Below are 18,249 nucleotides of genomic sequence, written 5' to 3'. Positions count from 1 at the left end.
ATCAACTCACCTGGCAGCCGTCAGCCCGGGCATTGCGCCCGGAACAAGGTTTGAGAGGGTTTAGGCGCGGCGCCGCGCCGGGGTTTCGCGCTCGCCGCCGCTGGTGCGGAACTGGCTGACCAGCGACACCAACTGCGCCGTCTCGCCCTTCAGCGAATGAGTCGCGGCGGTGGCCTGTTCGACCATGGCGGCGTTCTGCTGCACCACCTGGTCCATGTGGTTGACCGCGATATTGACCTCGTTAAGGCCCGAGGCCTGTTCCTGGCTGGAGGCCGAGATGCCGCGCACAAGGTCGTCGATGGCGGCGACGCGGCCAACGATGCGGCTGAGCGCTTCGCCGGTCTGGCCCACCAGATCGACGCCGGCCCCGACCTGCTGCGAGGAGGTCGAGATCAGGGTCTTGATCTCCTTGGCCGCCTCGGCCGAGCGTTGAGCCAGGGCCCGCACTTCCTGGGCCACGACCGCGAAACCGCGACCGGCGTCGCCAGCCCGGGCGGCTTCGACGCCGGCGTTCAGCGCCAGCAGGTTGGTCTGGAAGGCGATCTCGTCGATCACGCCAATGATCTGGGTGATCTGGCGCGAGCTGTCCTCGATCGCGCCCATGGCCTTGACGGCCTGACCGACCACCTCGCCGGAGCGTTCGGCTTCGGTGCGGGCCGAGGACACCTCGACGGTGGCGCGCTGGGCGCCGTCGGCGGTCTGGCGCACGGTGGCGGCGATCTCGTCGAGGGCGGCTGCGGTTTCCTCCAGGCTGGCGGCCTGCTGCTCGGTGCGGCGCGACAGGTCGTTGGAGGCGTGGGCAATCTCATCGGTGCCGGAACCGATCTGGCCGGCCACGTCGGAAATGGTGCGGATGGCCTCTTCCAGCCCAGCGGCGGCGGCGTTGAAGTCGCTCTTGAGGGCGGCGTAGTCGCTGGCCACCTGAGCGGCGATGCGGGTCGACAGGTCGCCGCTGGCCAGGCTGGACAGGCCCTTGGCCATGATCTCGACGACGGCCTGTTGTTCGCGGCCGGCCAGTTCGAAGGCGGCCTCCATGTCCTTGAGCTTCTTGTCCAGTTCCTGCTGGAAGCCGGCGGCCTGGACCTCGAGACGGGCCCGCTCCAGGCCCGACTGGCGGAACACCTGGACGCTCTTGGCCATCTCGCCGATCTCGTCGGCGCGGTCCGCGCCCGAGACGGTGATGTCGTTCTGGCCCGCCGCCATGCGACGCATGTCGCCAGCCAGTTCCAGCACGGGGCGGACGATGGCGGCGCGCGACATGACGATCAGGATGGCGGCGAAGATGATGCCCGCCAGTACGGCGGCGCTCATCAGGATCTCTGAGAAGGCGCCGACCTTCTGGGCGCGCTGGGTCGAGGCGTTCGAGGCCGCCTCGATCTTGTCCGAAGCGCTGTTCATCGCGCCTTCCAGCGTGGTGAACTGCGTCATAAAGCCCGGCATGGCCGCGATGGCTTGCACGCGATCGGCGCCGGCCAAGGCGACCATCTGGGTCGCCGACTTGACGTAGGTGTCGAGCGGAGCCTTCAGATCGGCCAAGGCCGCGCGACTGGCCGGATCGGTGGCCAGGGCGTCATTGTCGGCGATCGCCTTGCGGAAGATCGCGGTGTGCTCGGTGAGATCCTTGCGGACGTCGGCGATCTGGATGCCCGATCCCGCGTCACCGGCCAATTGGCTCGACAGGACGTCGGCGCGCAGGGCGTCGTGCATCATGTCGGCCTCCATATGGTTGCGCAGGACTCCAGCCGACGCGTTGGCTTCTCGCAGCGCGCCGTCCAGCCGCGTGGTGGACCATAGGCCCGCGCCCGCGCCGGCCGTGCACAGCACCATGACAGCCGCGCCCGCGGCTATCACCTTTTGGTTGATCGTCCGAAGCATTTCGAGGTTCCGCATTCTTGTGAGATCCGGCGTACCTTCGGCCAGTTAGATTAACGACATCTTCAAAGGCGTCGAGTCCCACCTATAATGTTGGTAACTGCCGGCAAGTGAGGCAAAAAGCCGCGCCTCGGGAATTTAACAGGCGGTTCAAGCCTCAGGTCTATTTTGAATGATTGAAACGGGGCCCCGCCATGAGTTTATTTAGACCTATACTACGTGGCGTAGCATGGTTCTCTGCTGCGCTGTTCATGGCGGGGGCGGGGGCGGGGCCGTCGGCGATGGCGCAAACGGTTGCCAGACAAGGCGCATGGTCCCACGAGGTGACCTATACCGCCGACGTCACCGGCGCCGTGAAGGGCGGCGCGGCGCGCGCGGGCAAGGCGCTGGACAATCTTGACGTGATCCTCGATGGCGACCTGGAAAAGCTCGTGGGTTGGCGCGGTGCAACCCTTCACGCCTACCTGCTAAACAACAGCGGCGGCGCGCCCAACGACGTGGCGGGCACGCTGCAGGGCATCGACAATATCGAGGTCGGTCGGCCCCGGACTCGGCTCTACGAGCTTTGGCTGAAGACTGGCTTCGCCGATGGCAAGGGATCGGCCCTGACGGGTCTCTACGACCTCAACAGCGAGTTCTATTCGACCGAGGCCTCGGGCCTGCTTCTGGCCCCGCCGTTCGGGATCGGCTCGGAGTTCGCGTCCACCGGTCCCAATGGTCCGTCGATCTTTCCGTCCACAGCCCTGGCCGTGCGGGTGCGGCTTGAGGGCGAGCAAGGACGCTATGTCCAGGCCGCCGCGCTGAACGCCGAGGCCGGCACGGTGGGTGATCCCGAGGGGCCGTCCACGAAGTTCGACAACGGCGCGATCCTGATTGCCGAAGCGGGGATCGGCGCCAGTTGGCGTGTCGCGGCCGGCGCCTGGTTCTATACCCGCCGCCAACCGGACCTGCGTAACCTGGACATCAACGGTGACCCGGCCCTCAGCAAGGCCCACGGCGGCTACGTGCTGGCGGAATATCCGTTCGTCGACGGCGGAGAGACTGGCCGGTCGGTTCGCGGCTTCGCCCGCATCGGCCTGTCGGATGGCGACACCACCCCGTTCAACTCGGGTTGGCAGGCAGGTGTGCTGGTGGAACGGGTCTTCGCCTCGCGCCCTGACAGCGCCTTCTCGGTGGGGATGGAGCAGGGGAGGCTGTCGACGAAGCAACGCGACAACACTCACGACCAAGGCCTCGTCCCGGCCGACGCAGAATCGAGCCTTGAGATCACCTATTCCGACAAGATCGCGCCGCGAATCACCCTGCAGCCCGACCTGCAGGTCATTCGCCGGGCCGGCGGCGATCGCGGCGCCGCGAACGTGGTGGTGATGGCGCTGCGCATGACGGTCACCCTGTTCTAGCGGTGACTCCATTCCGCAGACTCACATCTGTTTTCGAGACGCCGGGCCGACGCGCAAAACTCAATCAGGACAACGTTGTCATTGGAAGAATTTGCCGAAATTTCCGTTTAGACTGCGTTATGCAAACCGCCGGTGGACGCGTTCTTTGACAAGATGCTAGTGAACGCCCGGATATTGCAGTGCGGGATGGGCGTTTACGCTTTTTGTCCCAGGCCAGGACGGTTCCGATAGAGGACCGCCGGTTATTTTCACTTATCGCAGGGTGAACCAGAGATGCCGGTTGATACGCTGACCAAGACGCAGTGGGTCTATTCGTTCGGAGGAGGCGGCGCGGACGGCGACGCCAAGATGAAGAACTTGCTGGGGGGCAAGGGCGCCAATCTCGCCGAGATGTCGTCCCTGGGTCTGCCTGTGCCGCCAGGCTTCACGGTGACGACCGAGGCCTGCGTCCACTACTACGCCAACGGCAAGCAGTATCCAGGCGAGCTGACAGATCAGCTCAACGCCGGTCTCGCGACGGTGGAAAAGCTCACGGGCAAGAGCTTCGGCGACGTGAAGAACCCGCTCCTGGTCTCGGTGCGCTCGGGCGCGCGCGCCTCGATGCCGGGCATGATGGACACCGTCCTCAACCTGGGCCTGAACGACGAGACCGTCGAGGGCCTGGCCATCCTGTCGGGCGATCGCCGCTTCGCCTATGACAGCTATCGCCGCTTCATCCAGATGTACTCGAACGTGGTGCTCGACCTGGAGCATCACCTGTTCGAGGAGATCCTCGATGACCACAAGGACCGTCTGGACATCAGGGTCGACACCGCTCTGACCGCCGACGACTGGGCCGCGGTGATCAAGGACTACAAGGCCGCCGTGCGCGACGCGCTTGGCAAGCCCTTCCCGCAGGATGTCCAGGAGCAGCTATGGGGCGCGATCGGCGCGGTGTTCGCCAGTTGGATGAACGACAGGGCCAAGTTCTATCGCCGCATGCACGACATCCCCGAGGCCTGGGGCACCGCCGTCAACATCCAGTCGATGGTGTTTGGCAACATGGGCGAGACCTCGGCCACCGGCGTGGCCTTCACCCGCAACCCGTCGAACGGCGACGCGCGCCTGTATGGCGAGTTCCTGATCAACGCCCAGGGCGAGGACGTGGTGGCCGGCATCCGCACGCCGCAGTCCCTGACCAAGGCCGCCCGCGAGGAGATGGGCGACACCGCCCCCTCGATGGAAGAGGCCATGCCGACCGTCTTCCAGCAGTTCAAGACCGTGGTCGAGACGCTGGAGCGCCACTATCGCGACATGCAGGACATCGAGTTCACGGTGGAGCAGGGCACGCTCTACATGCTGCAAACCCGCAGCGGCAAGCGCACGGCCAAGGCGGCGCTGAAGATCGCCGTCGACATGGCCGCCGAGGGCGTGATCTCACGCGACGAGGCGATCAACCGGGTCGAGCCGGCTTCGCTGGACCAACTGCTGCACCCGACCATTGACCCGACCGCCCATCGCGACGTGATCGCCAAGGGCTTGCCGGCCTCGCCGGGCGCGGCCACCGGCAAGATCGTCTTCGACAGCGCCGCCGCAGAAAAGGCCGCCGCCGCCGGTGAGAGCGTCATCCTGGTGCGCGAGGAAACCTCGCCCGAAGACATCCACGGCATGCACGCCGCCCGGGGCATCATCACCGCCCGGGGCGGCATGACCAGCCACGCCGCCGTCGTTGCGCGCGGCATGGGCCGGGCCTGTGTCTCCGGCGCTGGCGAGGTCGGCATCTTCCCCAAGGAGGCTCTGTTCCGGGTGCGCGGCCGCGAGTTCAAGGCCGGCGAGATTATCACCATCGACGGTTCGACCGGCGAAATCCTCAGCGGTTCGCCCAAGATGATCGAGCCGGAGCTGACCGGCGACTTCGCCACCCTGATGGTGTGGGCCGACGCCGCCCGCCGCATGAAGGTGCGCGCCAACGCCGAGACCCCGCTCGACGCCAAGACGGCCCGCCAGTTCGGCGCCGAGGGCATCGGCCTGTGCCGCACCGAGCACATGTTCTTCGACGACACCCGGATCGCCGCCGTTCGCGAGATGATCCTGGCCGATGACGAGGCCGGCCGTCGCGCCGCCCTGGCCAAGATCGCGCCCTTCCAGAAGGCCGATTTCGTCGAGCTGTTCACGATCATGGAAGGCCTGCCGGTCACCATCCGCCTGCTCGATCCGCCGCTGCACGAGTTCCTTCCGCATACGGAAGAAGACGTCGTGGCGGTGGCCAAGGCCACCGGCCTGGACGCCGGTAAGCTGATGCAGCGGGCCAAGGAGCTGCATGAAACCAACCCCATGCTGGGCCATCGCGGCTGCCGCCTGGGCGTCTCCTATCCCGAGATCTACGAGATGCAGGTCCGGGCGATCATCGAGGCGGCCTGCGACATCGCCCGAGATGGGGCCAAGTCGGGCAAGACCGCGCCGATCCCCGAGATCATGCACCCGCTGGTCGCCAAGGGCGAGGAGATGAAGTACCTGCGCGACCTGACCGACCGCACCGCCAAGGCCGTGCTGGAAGAGCAGGGGATGACCATCGTCTACACGGTCGGCACCATGATCGAGCTGCCGCGCGCCGCCCTGCGGGCCGGCGACCTGGCCGCCAACGCCGAATTCTTCAGCTTCGGCACCAACGACCTGACCCAGACCACTTTCGGCATCAGCCGCGACGACGCCGGCAAGTTCCTGGGCGCCTATATCGACAAGGGCATCTTCGACAAGGACCCCTTCGTCTCGCTCGACCAGGAAGGCGTCGGTGACTTGATCCGCATCGCCGCCGAACGCGGTCGCGCGGCCCGTCCGGGGATCAAGATGGGCATCTGCGGCGAACACGGCGGCGATCCGGCCTCGATCACCTTCTGCGAAAGCGTGGGCCTGGACTACGTTTCCTGCTCGCCCTACCGCGTGCCGATCGCCCGGTTGGCGGCGGCGCAAGCGGCGCTGGCGAACAAGGGGTAGTTCACCTCAACCCTTCATCCCCCCCTGTTCGGGAGATGAAGGGCGTGGGTTACTTCGTTGCGATCATCTCCGAACTCCGTCATCCCTGTGAAAACCTGGGCGAGGAAGCGGTGATGACGCGGATGATGATCGCAGGCCTGTTGTTGGTCGCCACCCCAACCTTCGCCCAGACGCCAGGCGCCCTCGACCTCCCGCTCTCCATCGACCTCGCCCGCGCCGCCGTCGACGCCTGCGCCGCCAAGGGCCTGCCGGTCAGCGCCAGCGTGGTCGATGACAAGGGCAACCCGCTCGTCGTGCTGCGGTCGCCCGCCAGCCAAAAGCCGCCGATCGCCGCGCCGCGCAAGGCGGCGACCGCCGTGCAGTTCGATGCTCCTGGCTCCGAGATGGAGCCGCGCCAGAAAGCCGACCCCGCCTTCGCCGCCCTGATCGCCGCCGAGCCCGATCGCCTCAATCCGCACGGCGGCTCGCTGCCGCTGCACATCGACGGCAAGCTGGTCGGCGGCCTGGCCGTGGCCGACACCACCCACGAAGCGGCCGACGCCTGCGCGCGGGCGGCGCTGGCGAAGTTTGGTGACCGGTTGAACTAGGGCTTTACCCCCGCCCTCTCGCTCCACAGGTCCAAATCGCTCTCACGCCCGATCAGCGCCAGCCCTGAAGCGATGGACTCAAACTCCCCGCCGCTCTCGATCTTCGCCTCGCCGAACCGGCGCAGGAAGATGTCGCGCACCGCTGGCACGAACGAACTGCCGCCGGTCAGGAAGACGCGGTCCACGCCGTCGGGACCCAGGCCCGAACGCGCCAGCGCCTGATCAACGGCGCCTTCGATGGCCTTGAGCTCCGGGGCGATCCAGCCTTCGAAGTCCGACCGCTTCACCGCCTTCTCGATCAGCACCGAGCCGGCCTCGAAGCGGAACGTAGCCTCGTCATGGCTCGACAGCGCCTCCTTCAGCGCCGACACAGCGCGGTAGAGGGCGTAGCCGTGGTTGTCGTCCAGCACCTCGATCAGCCGGGCGATCTTTTCCGGCTCCATGGCCGTGCGCTCCAGGGCGCGGATGTCGCGCATGTCCTTGGAGGCCCGCAGCAGGGCCAACTGATCCCATCGGGCGAAGGCGGTGTAATAGCGTTGCGGGATCGGCAAGCGGTTGTCGAACGCGCGATAAAGGCTGCCCTTGCCCAGTTCTGGCGAGACCAGATGGTCAATAATCCGGTAATCGAAGGCGTCGCCGGCCACGCCGACGCCCGAGCGGGCGAGGGCCGTGGAGCGCAATGCTCCTCCGGACCGCTCGAACCGCACGATCGAGAAGTCGCTGGTGCCGCCGCCAAAGTCGGCAACCAGCACGGTGGCGTCCTGCGTCAGCTGGCGGGCGAAGAAGAACGCCGCCCCGACCGGCTCATAGGCATAGCGGATGTCGGTAAAGCCCAGGCGCGCAAAGGCCGCCTCGTAGCGCTGCAGGGCCAGGGCCTCGTTGGGGTTGCCACCGGCGAAGGTCACGGGCCGGCCGACGATGACGCGGGCGGGCAAGGCGCTCATGGCCGCGCCGCCGTGCTCCTTGAGCTTCAGCAGGAAGGCGGCCAGCAGGTCCTCGAACAGGTAGCGCTTGCTGAGGATCTTGGTCTCGGTGAAGGCAGCGCTGGCGGCGAAGGTCTTGAACGACTGGATGAACCGGGTCTCCAGCGGGTCCTCGACATAGGCCTCGATGGCCCAGGGGCCGGCCTCGACCACCCGTTCGTTCGGGCGCCCGTCGGTTCCCATCACCGCATGGAAACTCAAGGCCGAGCGGAAGGCGAAGATGTCGCCGTCCGTGGTCGGGAACCGCACCAGCGTGGCGGGTCCATCGCCCTGGGTCATCGAGACCACGGTGTTGGTCGTGCCGAAGTCGATACCGATCGTCGGGCCGATCGCCGGCGGGGAGGCGGACGTCATGGAGGGGAGCCTGGGCGGGAGGAGGCAGGGTTCCTAAACCCCCAGGCGCACACGTCAAGCGTGGGCGCACGTTTGGGTCCGCAAACCGTTGAGACACATCGCTTTGATCGCGGCTTGGATAGCCCCAGCATCCTCGCGATTGACTCGCTCGCCCGCCTCCTGTCGAAACGGCCCTCAACAGGAGGGCTCCGGCCTTGGAAGATTTCGACGTCGTGGTGCTGGGCGCCGGCGCGGCCGGCATGATGTGCGCTATCGAGGCGGGCAAGCGCGGGCGCCGGGTTTTGGTGCTCGACCACGCCAAGGCCCCGGGCGAGAAGATCCGCATCAGCGGGGGCGGGCGCTGCAACTTCACCAACGTCAACACCGCGCCGGCCAACTTCCTGTCGGCCAATCCGAAGTTCTGCGTCTCGGCCCTGCGCCGCTACCGGCCGTCCGACTTCATCGCGCTCGTTCAGAAGTACGACATCGCCTTCCACGAGAAGGCGCTGGGCCAGCTGTTCTGCGACGGCTCGGCCAAGCAGGTCATAGACATGCTGCTGACCGAGATGGACAGGGCTGGGGTCACACTGCGGATCGAGACCGAGATCAAGGGCGTGGCCCGGGAGGAGGGCGGCTACGTGGTCAGCACCTCGCGCGGTCCGATGCGTTGCGCCTCGCTGGTGGTCGCCACCGGCGGCAAGTCGATCCCGAAGATGGGCGCCACGGGCCTGGGCTACGACCTGGCCCAGCAGTTCGGCCTGGCGATCGTCGAAACCCGGCCAGCGCTGGTGCCCCTGACCTTCGAGGTCAAGACCCTGGAGCGCCTGGCTCCGCTGTCGGGCGTGGCGCTGGACGCCGTCGTGACCAGCGGCAGGACGAGGTTCGCCGAGGCCATGCTGTTCACTCATCGCGGCCTGTCGGGGCCTTCGATTCTGCAGATCTCGTCCTACTGGCGCGAAGGCGGCGAGATCAGCGTCGACATGGCGCCGGGCGCCGACGTGTTCGCGATGCTGAAGACCGCCCGCACCGCTACCCCCAAACGGGCCCTGGCGACGGTGCTGTCGGAGCTGTTGCCCAAGCGCCTGGCCCAACTGATCGCCGAGGACGCTGGGGCCTATGGCAATCTGGCCGACTGCTCGGATGTGCTGCTGCGCGGCGTGGCCGCCACGGTCAACGCCTGGACGTTCAAGCCGGTGGGGTCGGAGGGCTATCGCACGGCGGAAGTCACGCTGGGCGGGGTCGACACCGACGGGCTGGACTCGCGGTCGATGGAGGTCAAGGCGGCGCCAGGGCTCTATTTCATCGGTGAGGTGGTGGACGTCACCGGCTGGCTAGGCGGGTATAATTTCCAGTGGGCCTGGGCGTCGGGCTGGTGCGCGGGGCAGGCGGTTTAGAAAGTCCTCCCCCTGTGGAGCAGGTGTCGCCCAATGGGCGACGGAGGGGGGAGTGATCGGCCGCCAGCCTTGGCCCGGATCGACCCTAAAACTCCCCCACCGATCGCTGCGCGATCGCCTCCCCCCACAGGGGGAGGCCTTCGGGTCACTACTTTTTCTTGAACGGCGCCTTAGCGCCGGCCGGCTTCTTGCCGAAGGCGGGCTTGGCGCCAAACGCCGGCTTGTCACCGAACGCGGCCCCACTCTTAAAGGCATTGGGGGCCTTGAAGGGCTTGGGACCCTTGAACGGCTTGGCGGGGCCGTCATTGCTCTTGCCGGCATAGGGCTTGCCGCCCGTCGCGCCGTCGCGGGGACGGGCGACGTAGGGGGCCTTGGCCGGCTTGGCTTCCGGATCATAGGGCACGCTCTCGCGGGCTTCACGCGGGGCGCGGCGCGGGGCCGGGCCTTCGTTCAGCGGCGAATAGGCCTTGGGAGCCTCGTCGCGCGGGGCGCGGGGCTTGAAGTCGCGCGGGGCCTCGTCGCGGGCGGCCGGGCGCGGCTTGAAATCACGCTTGGGGCCGTCGTCACGGGGTTTGTAGTCGCGCTTGGGCTCTTCGCCGCGCGCATAGGGCCTGGCGTTCGAAACGCCGTCGGCGCTGTAGGACGACGGACGCGGCGAGCTGTCGCGCGAGCCAGGGGCGTTGGCGCGTGGCGCACGGGGGGCGTCGTCCCGTGGCGGACGCGGGCTGTATTCGCGACGCGGGCCGTCGTTGTCGTCGCGCGGCGGACGCGGCGCGTATTCCTTGCGCGGACCGGAAGCATCACGGGCGGCCGGGGCCGTGGTCGGGGTGATGGTCACGTCGTCGCGCACGGTGTTCTGGACGGCGGCGCCGAACTTCACTTCCGCCTCGGCCGAGATCTCGAACTTGGTATCGTAGTCAAAGATCCGGATCGAGCCGATGTCCTTCTTGGTGATGTGGCCCAGGCGGCAGATCAGCGGGATCAGCCACTTGGGATCGGCGTTGTTGCGACGGCCGGTATTGAGGCGGAACCAGGCCGAATTGGCCATGTCGGCGCGCGGCTCGCGCTCGGGACGGTCGCCGTCGTCGCGCGAACCCCCATCCCGCGAACCGAAGTCGCGCGGGGCGCGGTCGGCGAAGCGGTCGGCGGCGTCGTTGGAGCGCGGGCCGGCGTCGCGCGAGCCCGTTTCTCGGCTACGGGGGCCCGGATCGGCGCCGTGGCGCGGGTCGTCATAGATCTCTTCCGGAGCCGGCAGCTTGGCCCGGCGGGTGCGGATGAGGGCCGAGGCGATCTCGATCGGCGTGCGCTTGGCCAGCATGGCCTCGGCCAGGGGGGCGTCTTCTTCCATCGACGGTTCGTCGAAGATCGGGTCGTCGAGCAGGCGCTCGGTGTCCTTCAGGCGGATCTCGTCGGCGGTCGGGGCGCCGCCCCAATGGCCTTCAACGCCGGCGGCCATCAGCAACTGCTCGGCCTTGCGGCGACGGGTATAGGGCACGACGAGCGCCGAGACGCCCTTCTTGCCGGCCCGGCCGGTGCGGCCCGAACGGTGCAGCAGGGTGGCCTTGTTGACCGGGATTTCGGCATGGATCACCAGGCCCAGGTCGGGCAGGTCCAAACCGCGGGCGGCGACGTCGGTGGCGACGCAGACGCGGGCATGGCCGTCGCGCAGGGCCTGCAGGGCGTCGGCGCGTTCGCGTTGCGAAAGTTCACCCGACAGCCCGACCACGGCGAAGCCGCGCTCGCGCAGCTTGGAGTGCAGCGCGCGGACGCTTTCGCGGGTGTTGCAGAACACCAGGGCGCCGGGGCTTTCGAAATAGCGCAGCAGGTTGACGACCGCGTGCTCGATCTCGTTGGGCGCCACGCGGACGGCGCGGTATTCGATGTCTCGGTGCGGCTCGTTGCGTCCGACCGTGTCGATGCGCAGGGCGTCGTTCTGATAGCTCTTGGCCAGCTGCACGATTTCGCGCGCCAGGGTGGCCGAGAACAGTAGGGTGCGGCGCTCGCTCGGCGCGGCGTCGAGAATGAATTCCAGGTCCTCGCGGAAGCCCATGTCGAGCATCTCGTCGGCCTCGTCGAGGACGGCGACCTTCAGCTCGGACAGGTCCAGGTGGCCGCGCTCGATGTGGTCGCGCAGGCGGCCGGGGGTGCCGACCACGATATGGGCGCCAAAGTTCAGGGCGCGCTGCTCGCGGCGAGCGTCCATGCCGCCCACGCAGTTGACGACCACGGCGCCGGCGTCGGCATAGAGCCAGGCCAGTTCGCGATTAACCTGGATGGCCAGTTCGCGGGTCGGGGCGATGACCAGACACATCGGCAGGCCGGCCTTGCCGAACTTTTCGGCGTCGCCCAGCAGGGTGGTGGCGGCGGCGAGACCGAAGGCGACAGTCTTGCCCGAGCCGGTTTGGGCGCTGACCAGCAGGTCGCGGCCGACGGCGCCCTCTTCCAGCACAGCGGCCTGGACGGGGGTGGGCTCAAGGTAACCTTGAGCGGCAAGAGCCCGCTCAAGAGCGGGGTGGGAGGCGGGGAAGGGCATACAGGTCCAGTTCGTTTCAAGCGAACGGCGCACACACAAAGCGCGCGGCTCGCACCACGACCAAATACGACCCCCAAGCGGACCGTGTTCTTGGTCAATAATCTTTAGAGAATAGACCGTTTTCGTCCGGATGCCGAGAAGGGCGGGACAAAAGGGGCCTGTTGGGCGGCCTAAGGAGGCCAAAACGTTGCGGAAAGCAAGAGGGCTGGGGAAAGATTGCTGCGGTGCGGCGAAAAGGTCGGCCGCGCGTACCTCTAAAGCCCTCTCAACGTGGGAGGACTTAGAATAGCAGCCCAAACAGTCGGCAATCCCGCCGCTCGCCATCGCGGTCCACATGACCCTTCAGATAGCCTTCCTCCTCGAAGCCCAGCTTGCGCAGCACCTTCTCCGAGCGGATGTCGCCAACATGGGTGCGGGCGATCATCCGCTTTAGGCCGAGCGGCGAGGCGCAATGGGCCAGCAGAGCAGCGGCGGCTTCAGTGGCGAAGCCTTGGCCCCAGCCCGCCCGGGCGACGATGAAGCCCAGTTCGCCGCGATAGTGGCGCCAGTCGAGATCGACCAGCTCGCAATAGCCGAGGAACGCCCCGGAATGGGTGTGGCGGATGGCCCAGTAGAGACCGGTCCGGTCAGCCATCTCGGCGACCTGGCCCGCGACGGCGGCCTTCACCTCGTCGGGATCCTCGATGGCGGCGCGGTCCCAGTGGGCCATCACCTCCGGATCGCTCATGAACGGATAGACGTAGGGGGCGTCCTCGACGGTCAGCGGCGCCAAGGTCAGGCGTTCGGTCTCGAGGATCATGCGCGCGAACAAACCTGAAGACGGACTTGAGTGGGGCTGGTTGATCCCCAGCTATGGCGTGGGCCTGTCGCAAGTGATAGAGGGGCCGCTTCGTTTTTCGCGGTGGAATCGTCCGTCGCCCGGATCGAGATCGAATTACACATGCTCATCGGCGTTCTGCTGGCCATCAACATCATTGTTTGCGTCGTCTTGATCATCGTGGTGCTGCTTCAGCGCTCCGAGGGCGGCGCCCTTGGCATGGGCGGCGGTGGCGGCGGTTTCATGACCGCGCGCGGCGCCGGCGATCTGCTGACCCGCACGACCTGGATCCTGTTCTCGGTGTTCTTGATCATCAGCCTGACGTTGACCATCCTGACCGGCCGGATGTCGGGCGGCAATTCGGTGGTCGATCGCCTGAAGCTGGACGGCCTGGACACCAAGACCCTGGCGCCAGCGACCCTGCCAGCGCCGGGCGCGACCCTGCCGTCGGCCGCCACCACGCCTTCGACGGCCGCCCCGGCGGCCATCGAGGCTCCGGCCCCACAGATCAGCGCCCCGACCCCGACGATCGCCACGCCCAAGCCGGCCGCCTCGATCGCCAGGCCTGCCGCCAAGACGGTCGTCGAAGCCCCGCCACCGGCGATCACGGCGCCGGCCGCCTCGACGGAAAAGCCGGCCCAGTAAGGGTCGGCTACATTTTAATGTTGATGAACAGCGGTCTTTTCGCCGCTGCCCCCGAATCGCGGCTAATCTGATTGCCCATGACCCGGTACATTTTCATCACCGGCGGCGTGGTTTCCTCCTTGGGAAAAGGCCTCGCCTCCGCAGCGCTCGGAGCGCTCCTGCAGGCGCGAGGCTACAAGGTCCGCCTTCGTAAGCTCGACCCCTATCTCAACGTCGATCCGGGCACGATGAGCCCTTATCAGCACGGCGAGGTCTTCGTCACCGACGACGGGGCCGAGACCGACCTGGACTTGGGCCACTACGAGCGCTTCACCGGCGTGTCGGCGACCAAGGCCGACAACATCACCACCGGCCAGATCTACAAGACGATCATCGAGAAGGAACGGCGCGGCGACTATCTGGGCGCGACCGTCCAGGTGATTCCGCACGTCACCAACGAGATCAAGAACTTTGTCCTTTCGCCGGCGATGGACGAGACCGGCGAGAAGCCGGTCGACTTCGTGCTGGTCGAGATCGGCGGCACGGTGGGCGACATCGAGGGCCTGCCGTTCTTCGAGGCCATCCGCCAACTGCGCCAGGACCTGCCGCGCGGCCAGAGCTGCTACGTGCACCTGACGCTGCTGCCTTTCATCAAGACGGCCGGCGAGATGAAGACCAAGCCCACCCAGCACTCGGTCAAGGAACTGCGCTCGATCGGCATACAGCCGGACATTTTGCTCTGCCGCTGCGAGCAGGAGATCCCGGTCGAGGAAAAGCGCAAGATCGCCCAGTTCTGCAACGTGCGGCCCAGCGCCGTGATCCAGGCTATGGACAGCGCCTCGATCTATGCAGTGCCGATCGACTATCACAAGGAAGGCCTGGACGCCGAGGTGCTGGAAGTGTTCGGCATGGGCGACGCGCCCAAGCCCGACCTCAGCCGCTGGGAAGCCATCGACCAGACCGTCAACCACCCCGACGGTGAGGTGACCATCGCCGTGGTCGGCAAATATACGGTCTTGAAGGACGCCTATAAGTCGCTGATCGAGGCCCTGCACCACGGCGGCCTGGCCAACAAGGTCAAGGTCAATCTGGACTGGGTCGAGAGCGAGACCTTCGAGGGCGACCCCGGTGCGGCCGCGGCCCGCCTGGAGAACGCCCATGCCATCATGGTGCCCGGCGGCTTCGGCGAGCGGGGGGCTGAAGGAAAGATTCGAGCCGCCCAATTCGCCCGCGAACGCAAGGTGCCCTATTTCGGCATCTGTTTTGGCATGCAGATGGCGGTGATCGAGGTGTTGCGAAACGTGGCGGGCGTCAAGGACGCCTCGTCCAGCGAGTTTGGCCCCACCGATCGTCCCGTGGTCGGCATCATGACCGAGTGGATCAAGGGCAACGAGACCGTCCAGCGGCGCAGCAACGATGACCTGGGCGGCACTATGCGCCTGGGGGCCTATGACGCCGTCCTGACGCCCGGCTCGAAGGTCGCTGGCATCTACGGCACGACGGACATCAGCGAGCGCCACAGGCACCGCTACGAGGTCAATATCGGCTACGCCCACCTGATGGAGGACGCCGGCCTGAAACTGACCGGCCGTTCGCCCAACGGCGTGCTGCCCGAGATCGTCGAGCGCGAGGACCATCCGTGGTTCATCGGCGTGCAATATCACCCCGAGCTCAAGAGCCGCCCGTTCGCCCCGCATCCGCTATTTGCGAGCTTCATCGCGGCGGCGAAGGAGCAGGGCAGACTCGTCTAACAACCCCGGTTGCATCCTCGGGGAGTTTCAGGCATAGACGCGCCCTCACACGGCGGCCTGGGTCCTTCCCGAGTCGCCGTCTCCAGTTTCCAAGCTCAGCGAGCAGAGTCCTCTTCGATGGCCGTTCCCAAAAGAAAAACTTCGCCTTCTCGCCGGAACATGCGCCGGTCGCACCACGCCCTGGGCGCCAATTCCTTCGTGGAAGACAAGGACTCGGGCGAACTGCGTCGTCCGCACCACGTCGACCTGAAGACCGGTCTCTATAACGGCAAGCAGATCCTGACGCCGAAGGAAGACTAGTTTCGCGGTCTCTCCGCTCCGGCGGGGCGACACGACGATGCCTGAAAGGCGGCGATCTCCGGATCGCCGCCTTTTCGCATTTTTCCCCAGGCCGCGACGGCTTGACCCGTGTTCCAAAGAACGGCGTTTTCGGCAATCTCGTCGAAAAACCATGTTATCTTGGTAACAAGGGAGATCCGCCCATGCTCACACGCCGAAATCTAACGGCGGGACTGGGATTGTCGCTACTGGCCGAACAGGCCCTGGCTAGATCCACGACGCCCGCGCCCCCGGCCATCGCGCCCCAGGCGCAGTCCTCCGCAGGGCCTTTGGTCGCGCCCGACCAGCAAGCCATCTTCGTCGACACCGCGCTGGACGCCTCCGACCGCATGACCGTCGAGGTGTTCATCGATGGGAAGGGCCCCTTCAACTTCGTGGTCGATACCGGCGCCGACCGCAGCGCCATCTCCGTCCCCCTGGCCGAGCGCCTGGGGTTGGAGCGCGGGAAGGACGTGATGCTGCACGGCGTCAGCGGCTCGGCCCTGACACCGACGGCGAAGGTGGCGCTTATGGTGTCGGGCGACTCGCGGATGAGGAACGCCCAGCTTCCGGTCCTGCCGCCTGAGCGACTCGGAGTCGATGGCCTGATGGGCATCGACATGCTCGAGGACCGCAACGTGGTGATGGATTTCCGACGCCACCGACTGGAGGTGCGTCGTAGCAGCGCCCTCAGCCCGGCCTTTTCGGGGGTGAGAGAGGTCTCGGTCATCGCCGACCAGCGTTTTGGACGTCTGACGATCGCCAATGCGCGGGTCAGCGGCGTGCGCTGCGTGGCCTTCATCGATTCAGGGTCCGGCGCCAGCATCGGCAACCTGGCCCTGGCCGAGGCCATCAAGCTGCGGCTGCGCCGCCGGCCCGAGCCGAGCATGGCGGTTCATCTGATCGGCGCGGCAGGGGAGGCGACGCTCGGCGAGTTCCGGATCGTCCGCTCGATCGAGCTGGGGTCGCTGCGAATGACCAACCTGCCGCTGGTGCTGGCCGACCTGCATATCTTCGACCTCTGGGAGCTCAACAAGCGGCCAGCGGTGCTGCTGGGGGTGGACGTGTTGAAGATGTTCGCGCGGGTCGAGCTCGATTTCGGTTCCGACCGGGTCAAGTTCCGGCTCGGCAAGGGCTGGTCGCCGCCGGCGCTGCAGGCCTGAGGGCATACGGTCGTTCGGACGATGACGTCCCGCGCCGGTTGCGGTTCGGGGTCTGCGCCGGTAAGGGGAAGCGCCTTTTGAAAGGGAGCTCCCATGACCGAGATCGTCGACATCATCGCCCGCGAAATCCTCGACAGCCGCGGCAATCCGACGGTCGAGGTCGATGTCGTCCTCGAAGACGGCGCGTTTGGCCGCGCCGCCGTGCCCTCGGGGGCCTCGACAGGCGCCCACGAAGCGGTCGAGAAGCGCGACGGCGACAAGGGTCGCTACGGCGGCAAGGGCGTGAAGTCGGCGGTCGATGCGGTCAATGGCGAGCTGTTCGACGCGCTGTCGGGCGTGGACGCCGAGGACCAGCGCCGCCTCGACACCTTGATGATCGCCCTGGACGGCACGGCCAACAAGAGCCGCCTGGGCGCCAACGCCATTCTCGGCGTGTCGCTGGCCACCGCCAAGGCCGCCGCCGAATCGGCCGGCCTGCCGCTCTACAAATATGTCGGCGGCGTCAGCGCTCGCGTGCTGCCGGTGCCGATGATGAACATCATCAATGGCGGCGCCCATGCCGACAATCCGATCGATATCCAGGAATTCATGATCCTGCCGACAGGCGCCCCGACCTTCGCCGAGGCCTTGCGCATGGGCGCGGAAATCTTCCACGGCTTGAAGAAGGCCCTGAAGGACGCCGGTCACAACACCAATGTCGGCGATGAAGGCGGCTTCGCCCCCAATCTCGGCTCGGCCGAAGACGCCCTGGCCTTCATCGTCAAGGCGGGCGAGGCGGCCGGCTACAGGTCGGGCGAGGACTTCGTGCTGGGCCTGGACGTCGCCGCCACCGAGTTCTTCAAGAACGGCAAGTACGAGCTGGAAGGCGAGGGCAAGAGCCTGGATCCGGGTCAGATGGTCGACTACCTGGCCGGCCTCGCCGACAAGTTCCCGATCCTGTCGATCGAGGACGGCATGTCGGAAGACGATTTCGAGGGCTGGAAGCTGCTGACCGACACGCTGGGCAAGAAGGTCCAGCTGGTGGGCGATGACCTGTTCGTCACCAATCCCAAGCGCCTGCAGATCGGTCTCGATCAGGGCCTGGCCAATTCGATCCTGGTCAAGGTCAACCAGATCGGCACCCTGTCGGAAACTATCGACGCCGTCGATATGGCCCACCGTGCCGCCTATACCAGCGTCATGAGCCACCGGTCTGGCGAGACCGAGGACAGCACCATCGCCGACCTGGCCGTGGCCCTGAACTGCGGTCAGATCAAGACCGGCTCGCTGGCCCGCTCGGACCGGCTGGCCAAGTACAACCAACTGCTGCGCATCGAGGAAGCCCTCGACGACCAGGCCGTCTATGCCGGTCGCGCGGTCCTCAAGGGACGCTAATCTCCGCCAACGAACGACAGGGGGCGGCGCTTCGGCGCCGCCCCTTTTTGTTTGAACACGTTCGCGCGGCAGGTGATTCTGACGCAACCGCCTAAACGCCAGGCGCCCGGCGCCAAGGTTCACCAAC

The 18,249-nt window shown here is 66.7% G+C and carries 13 protein-coding genes; 9 read left to right on the top strand and 4 right to left on the bottom strand.

Translation table 11 applies throughout. The features are described 5' to 3' along the window. Positions 1-60: 60 nt before the first annotated feature. Positions 61-1,875, bottom strand: a complete 1,815-nt coding sequence (locus tag ACP694_RS07920) for a methyl-accepting chemotaxis protein (RefSeq protein ID WP_426011591.1) — start codon at positions 1,873-1,875, stop codon at positions 61-63. Positions 1,876-2,195: 320 nt separating this feature from the next. Here ACP694_RS07920 and ACP694_RS07915 point away from each other — a divergent pair, with 320 nt between their 5' ends. From ACP694_RS07915 to ACP694_RS07905, 3 genes are all read left to right on the top strand, one after another. Next, a complete protein-coding gene (locus ACP694_RS07915) occupies positions 2,196-3,272 on the top strand; it encodes a carbohydrate porin (protein ID WP_426011590.1) in 1,077 nt (358 codons plus the stop codon). A 273-nt stretch (positions 3,273-3,545) separates the two neighbouring features. After that, complete coding sequence (ppdK, locus tag ACP694_RS07910; RefSeq protein ID WP_426011589.1) at positions 3,546-6,245, top strand: pyruvate, phosphate dikinase; 2,700 nt, start codon at positions 3,546-3,548, stop codon at positions 6,243-6,245. A gap of 44 nt (positions 6,246-6,289) precedes the next feature. Then, on the top strand, positions 6,290-6,832 hold the full coding sequence (locus ACP694_RS07905; RefSeq protein ID WP_426011588.1) for a GlcG/HbpS family heme-binding protein: 543 nt from the start codon (positions 6,290-6,292) through the stop codon (positions 6,830-6,832). On the opposite strand, the gene ACP694_RS07900 is transcribed toward ACP694_RS07905, so the two are convergent. Beyond that, the gene (locus tag ACP694_RS07900; protein WP_426011587.1) at positions 6,829-8,169 is read right to left on the bottom strand and encodes an Hsp70 family protein; all 1,341 of its coding nucleotides are present in this window, start codon (positions 8,167-8,169) and stop codon (positions 6,829-6,831) included. The genes ACP694_RS07905 and ACP694_RS07900 overlap by 4 nt on opposite strands. 194 nt (positions 8,170-8,363) lie before the next feature. Between ACP694_RS07900 and ACP694_RS07895 the strand changes: the two genes are divergently transcribed. Next, on the top strand, positions 8,364-9,542 hold the full coding sequence (locus tag ACP694_RS07895; RefSeq protein ID WP_426011586.1) for an NAD(P)/FAD-dependent oxidoreductase: 1,179 nt from the start codon (positions 8,364-8,366) through the stop codon (positions 9,540-9,542). 148 nt (positions 9,543-9,690) lie between these two features. On the opposite strand, the gene ACP694_RS07890 is transcribed toward ACP694_RS07895, so the two are convergent. Both ACP694_RS07890 and ACP694_RS07885 read right to left on the bottom strand, forming a co-directional pair. Next, complete coding sequence (locus ACP694_RS07890) at positions 9,691-12,075, bottom strand: DEAD/DEAH box helicase (protein WP_426011585.1); 2,385 nt, start codon at positions 12,073-12,075, stop codon at positions 9,691-9,693. A 280-nt stretch (positions 12,076-12,355) separates the two neighbouring features. Continuing rightward, on the bottom strand, positions 12,356-12,874 hold the full coding sequence (locus ACP694_RS07885) for a GNAT family N-acetyltransferase (RefSeq protein WP_426011584.1): 519 nt from the start codon (positions 12,872-12,874) through the stop codon (positions 12,356-12,358). Positions 12,875-13,015: 141 nt separating this feature from the next. Here ACP694_RS07885 and secG point away from each other — a divergent pair, with 141 nt between their 5' ends. The 5 genes from secG to eno all read left to right on the top strand — a co-directional run bounded on the left by secG (position 13,016) and on the right by eno (position 18,122). Continuing rightward, the gene (gene secG, locus ACP694_RS07880) at positions 13,016-13,537 is read left to right on the top strand and encodes a preprotein translocase subunit SecG (protein ID WP_426011583.1); all 522 of its coding nucleotides are present in this window, start codon (positions 13,016-13,018) and stop codon (positions 13,535-13,537) included. A 77-nt stretch (positions 13,538-13,614) separates the two neighbouring features. Further along, complete coding sequence (locus ACP694_RS07875; protein WP_426011582.1) at positions 13,615-15,267, top strand: CTP synthase; 1,653 nt, start codon at positions 13,615-13,617, stop codon at positions 15,265-15,267. A gap of 117 nt (positions 15,268-15,384) precedes the next feature. Further along, positions 15,385-15,567 (top strand): 50S ribosomal protein L32, encoded by a 183-nt coding sequence (gene rpmF / locus ACP694_RS07870; protein WP_007671126.1) that lies wholly within the window; start codon positions 15,385-15,387, stop codon positions 15,565-15,567. A gap of 182 nt (positions 15,568-15,749) precedes the next feature. Further along, entirely contained in the window at positions 15,750-16,748 is a 999-nt protein-coding gene (locus tag ACP694_RS07865) for a retroviral-like aspartic protease family protein (RefSeq protein ID WP_426011581.1), read from the top strand. Positions 16,749-16,841: 93 nt separating this feature from the next. After that, the gene (gene eno, locus ACP694_RS07860) at positions 16,842-18,122 is read left to right on the top strand and encodes a phosphopyruvate hydratase (RefSeq protein ID WP_426011580.1); all 1,281 of its coding nucleotides are present in this window, start codon (positions 16,842-16,844) and stop codon (positions 18,120-18,122) included. The last annotated feature ends 127 nt before the right edge of the window (positions 18,123-18,249 follow it).

Origin of the sequence: Caulobacter sp. DWR2-3-1b2 (genome assembly GCF_049896345.1) — a bacterium.
In the GTDB taxonomy this organism is placed as follows: domain Bacteria; phylum Pseudomonadota; class Alphaproteobacteria; order Caulobacterales; family Caulobacteraceae; genus Caulobacter.
Note: the sequence above shows the minus strand (reverse complement) of the source record. Positions and strands in the feature narration are given on the sequence as shown.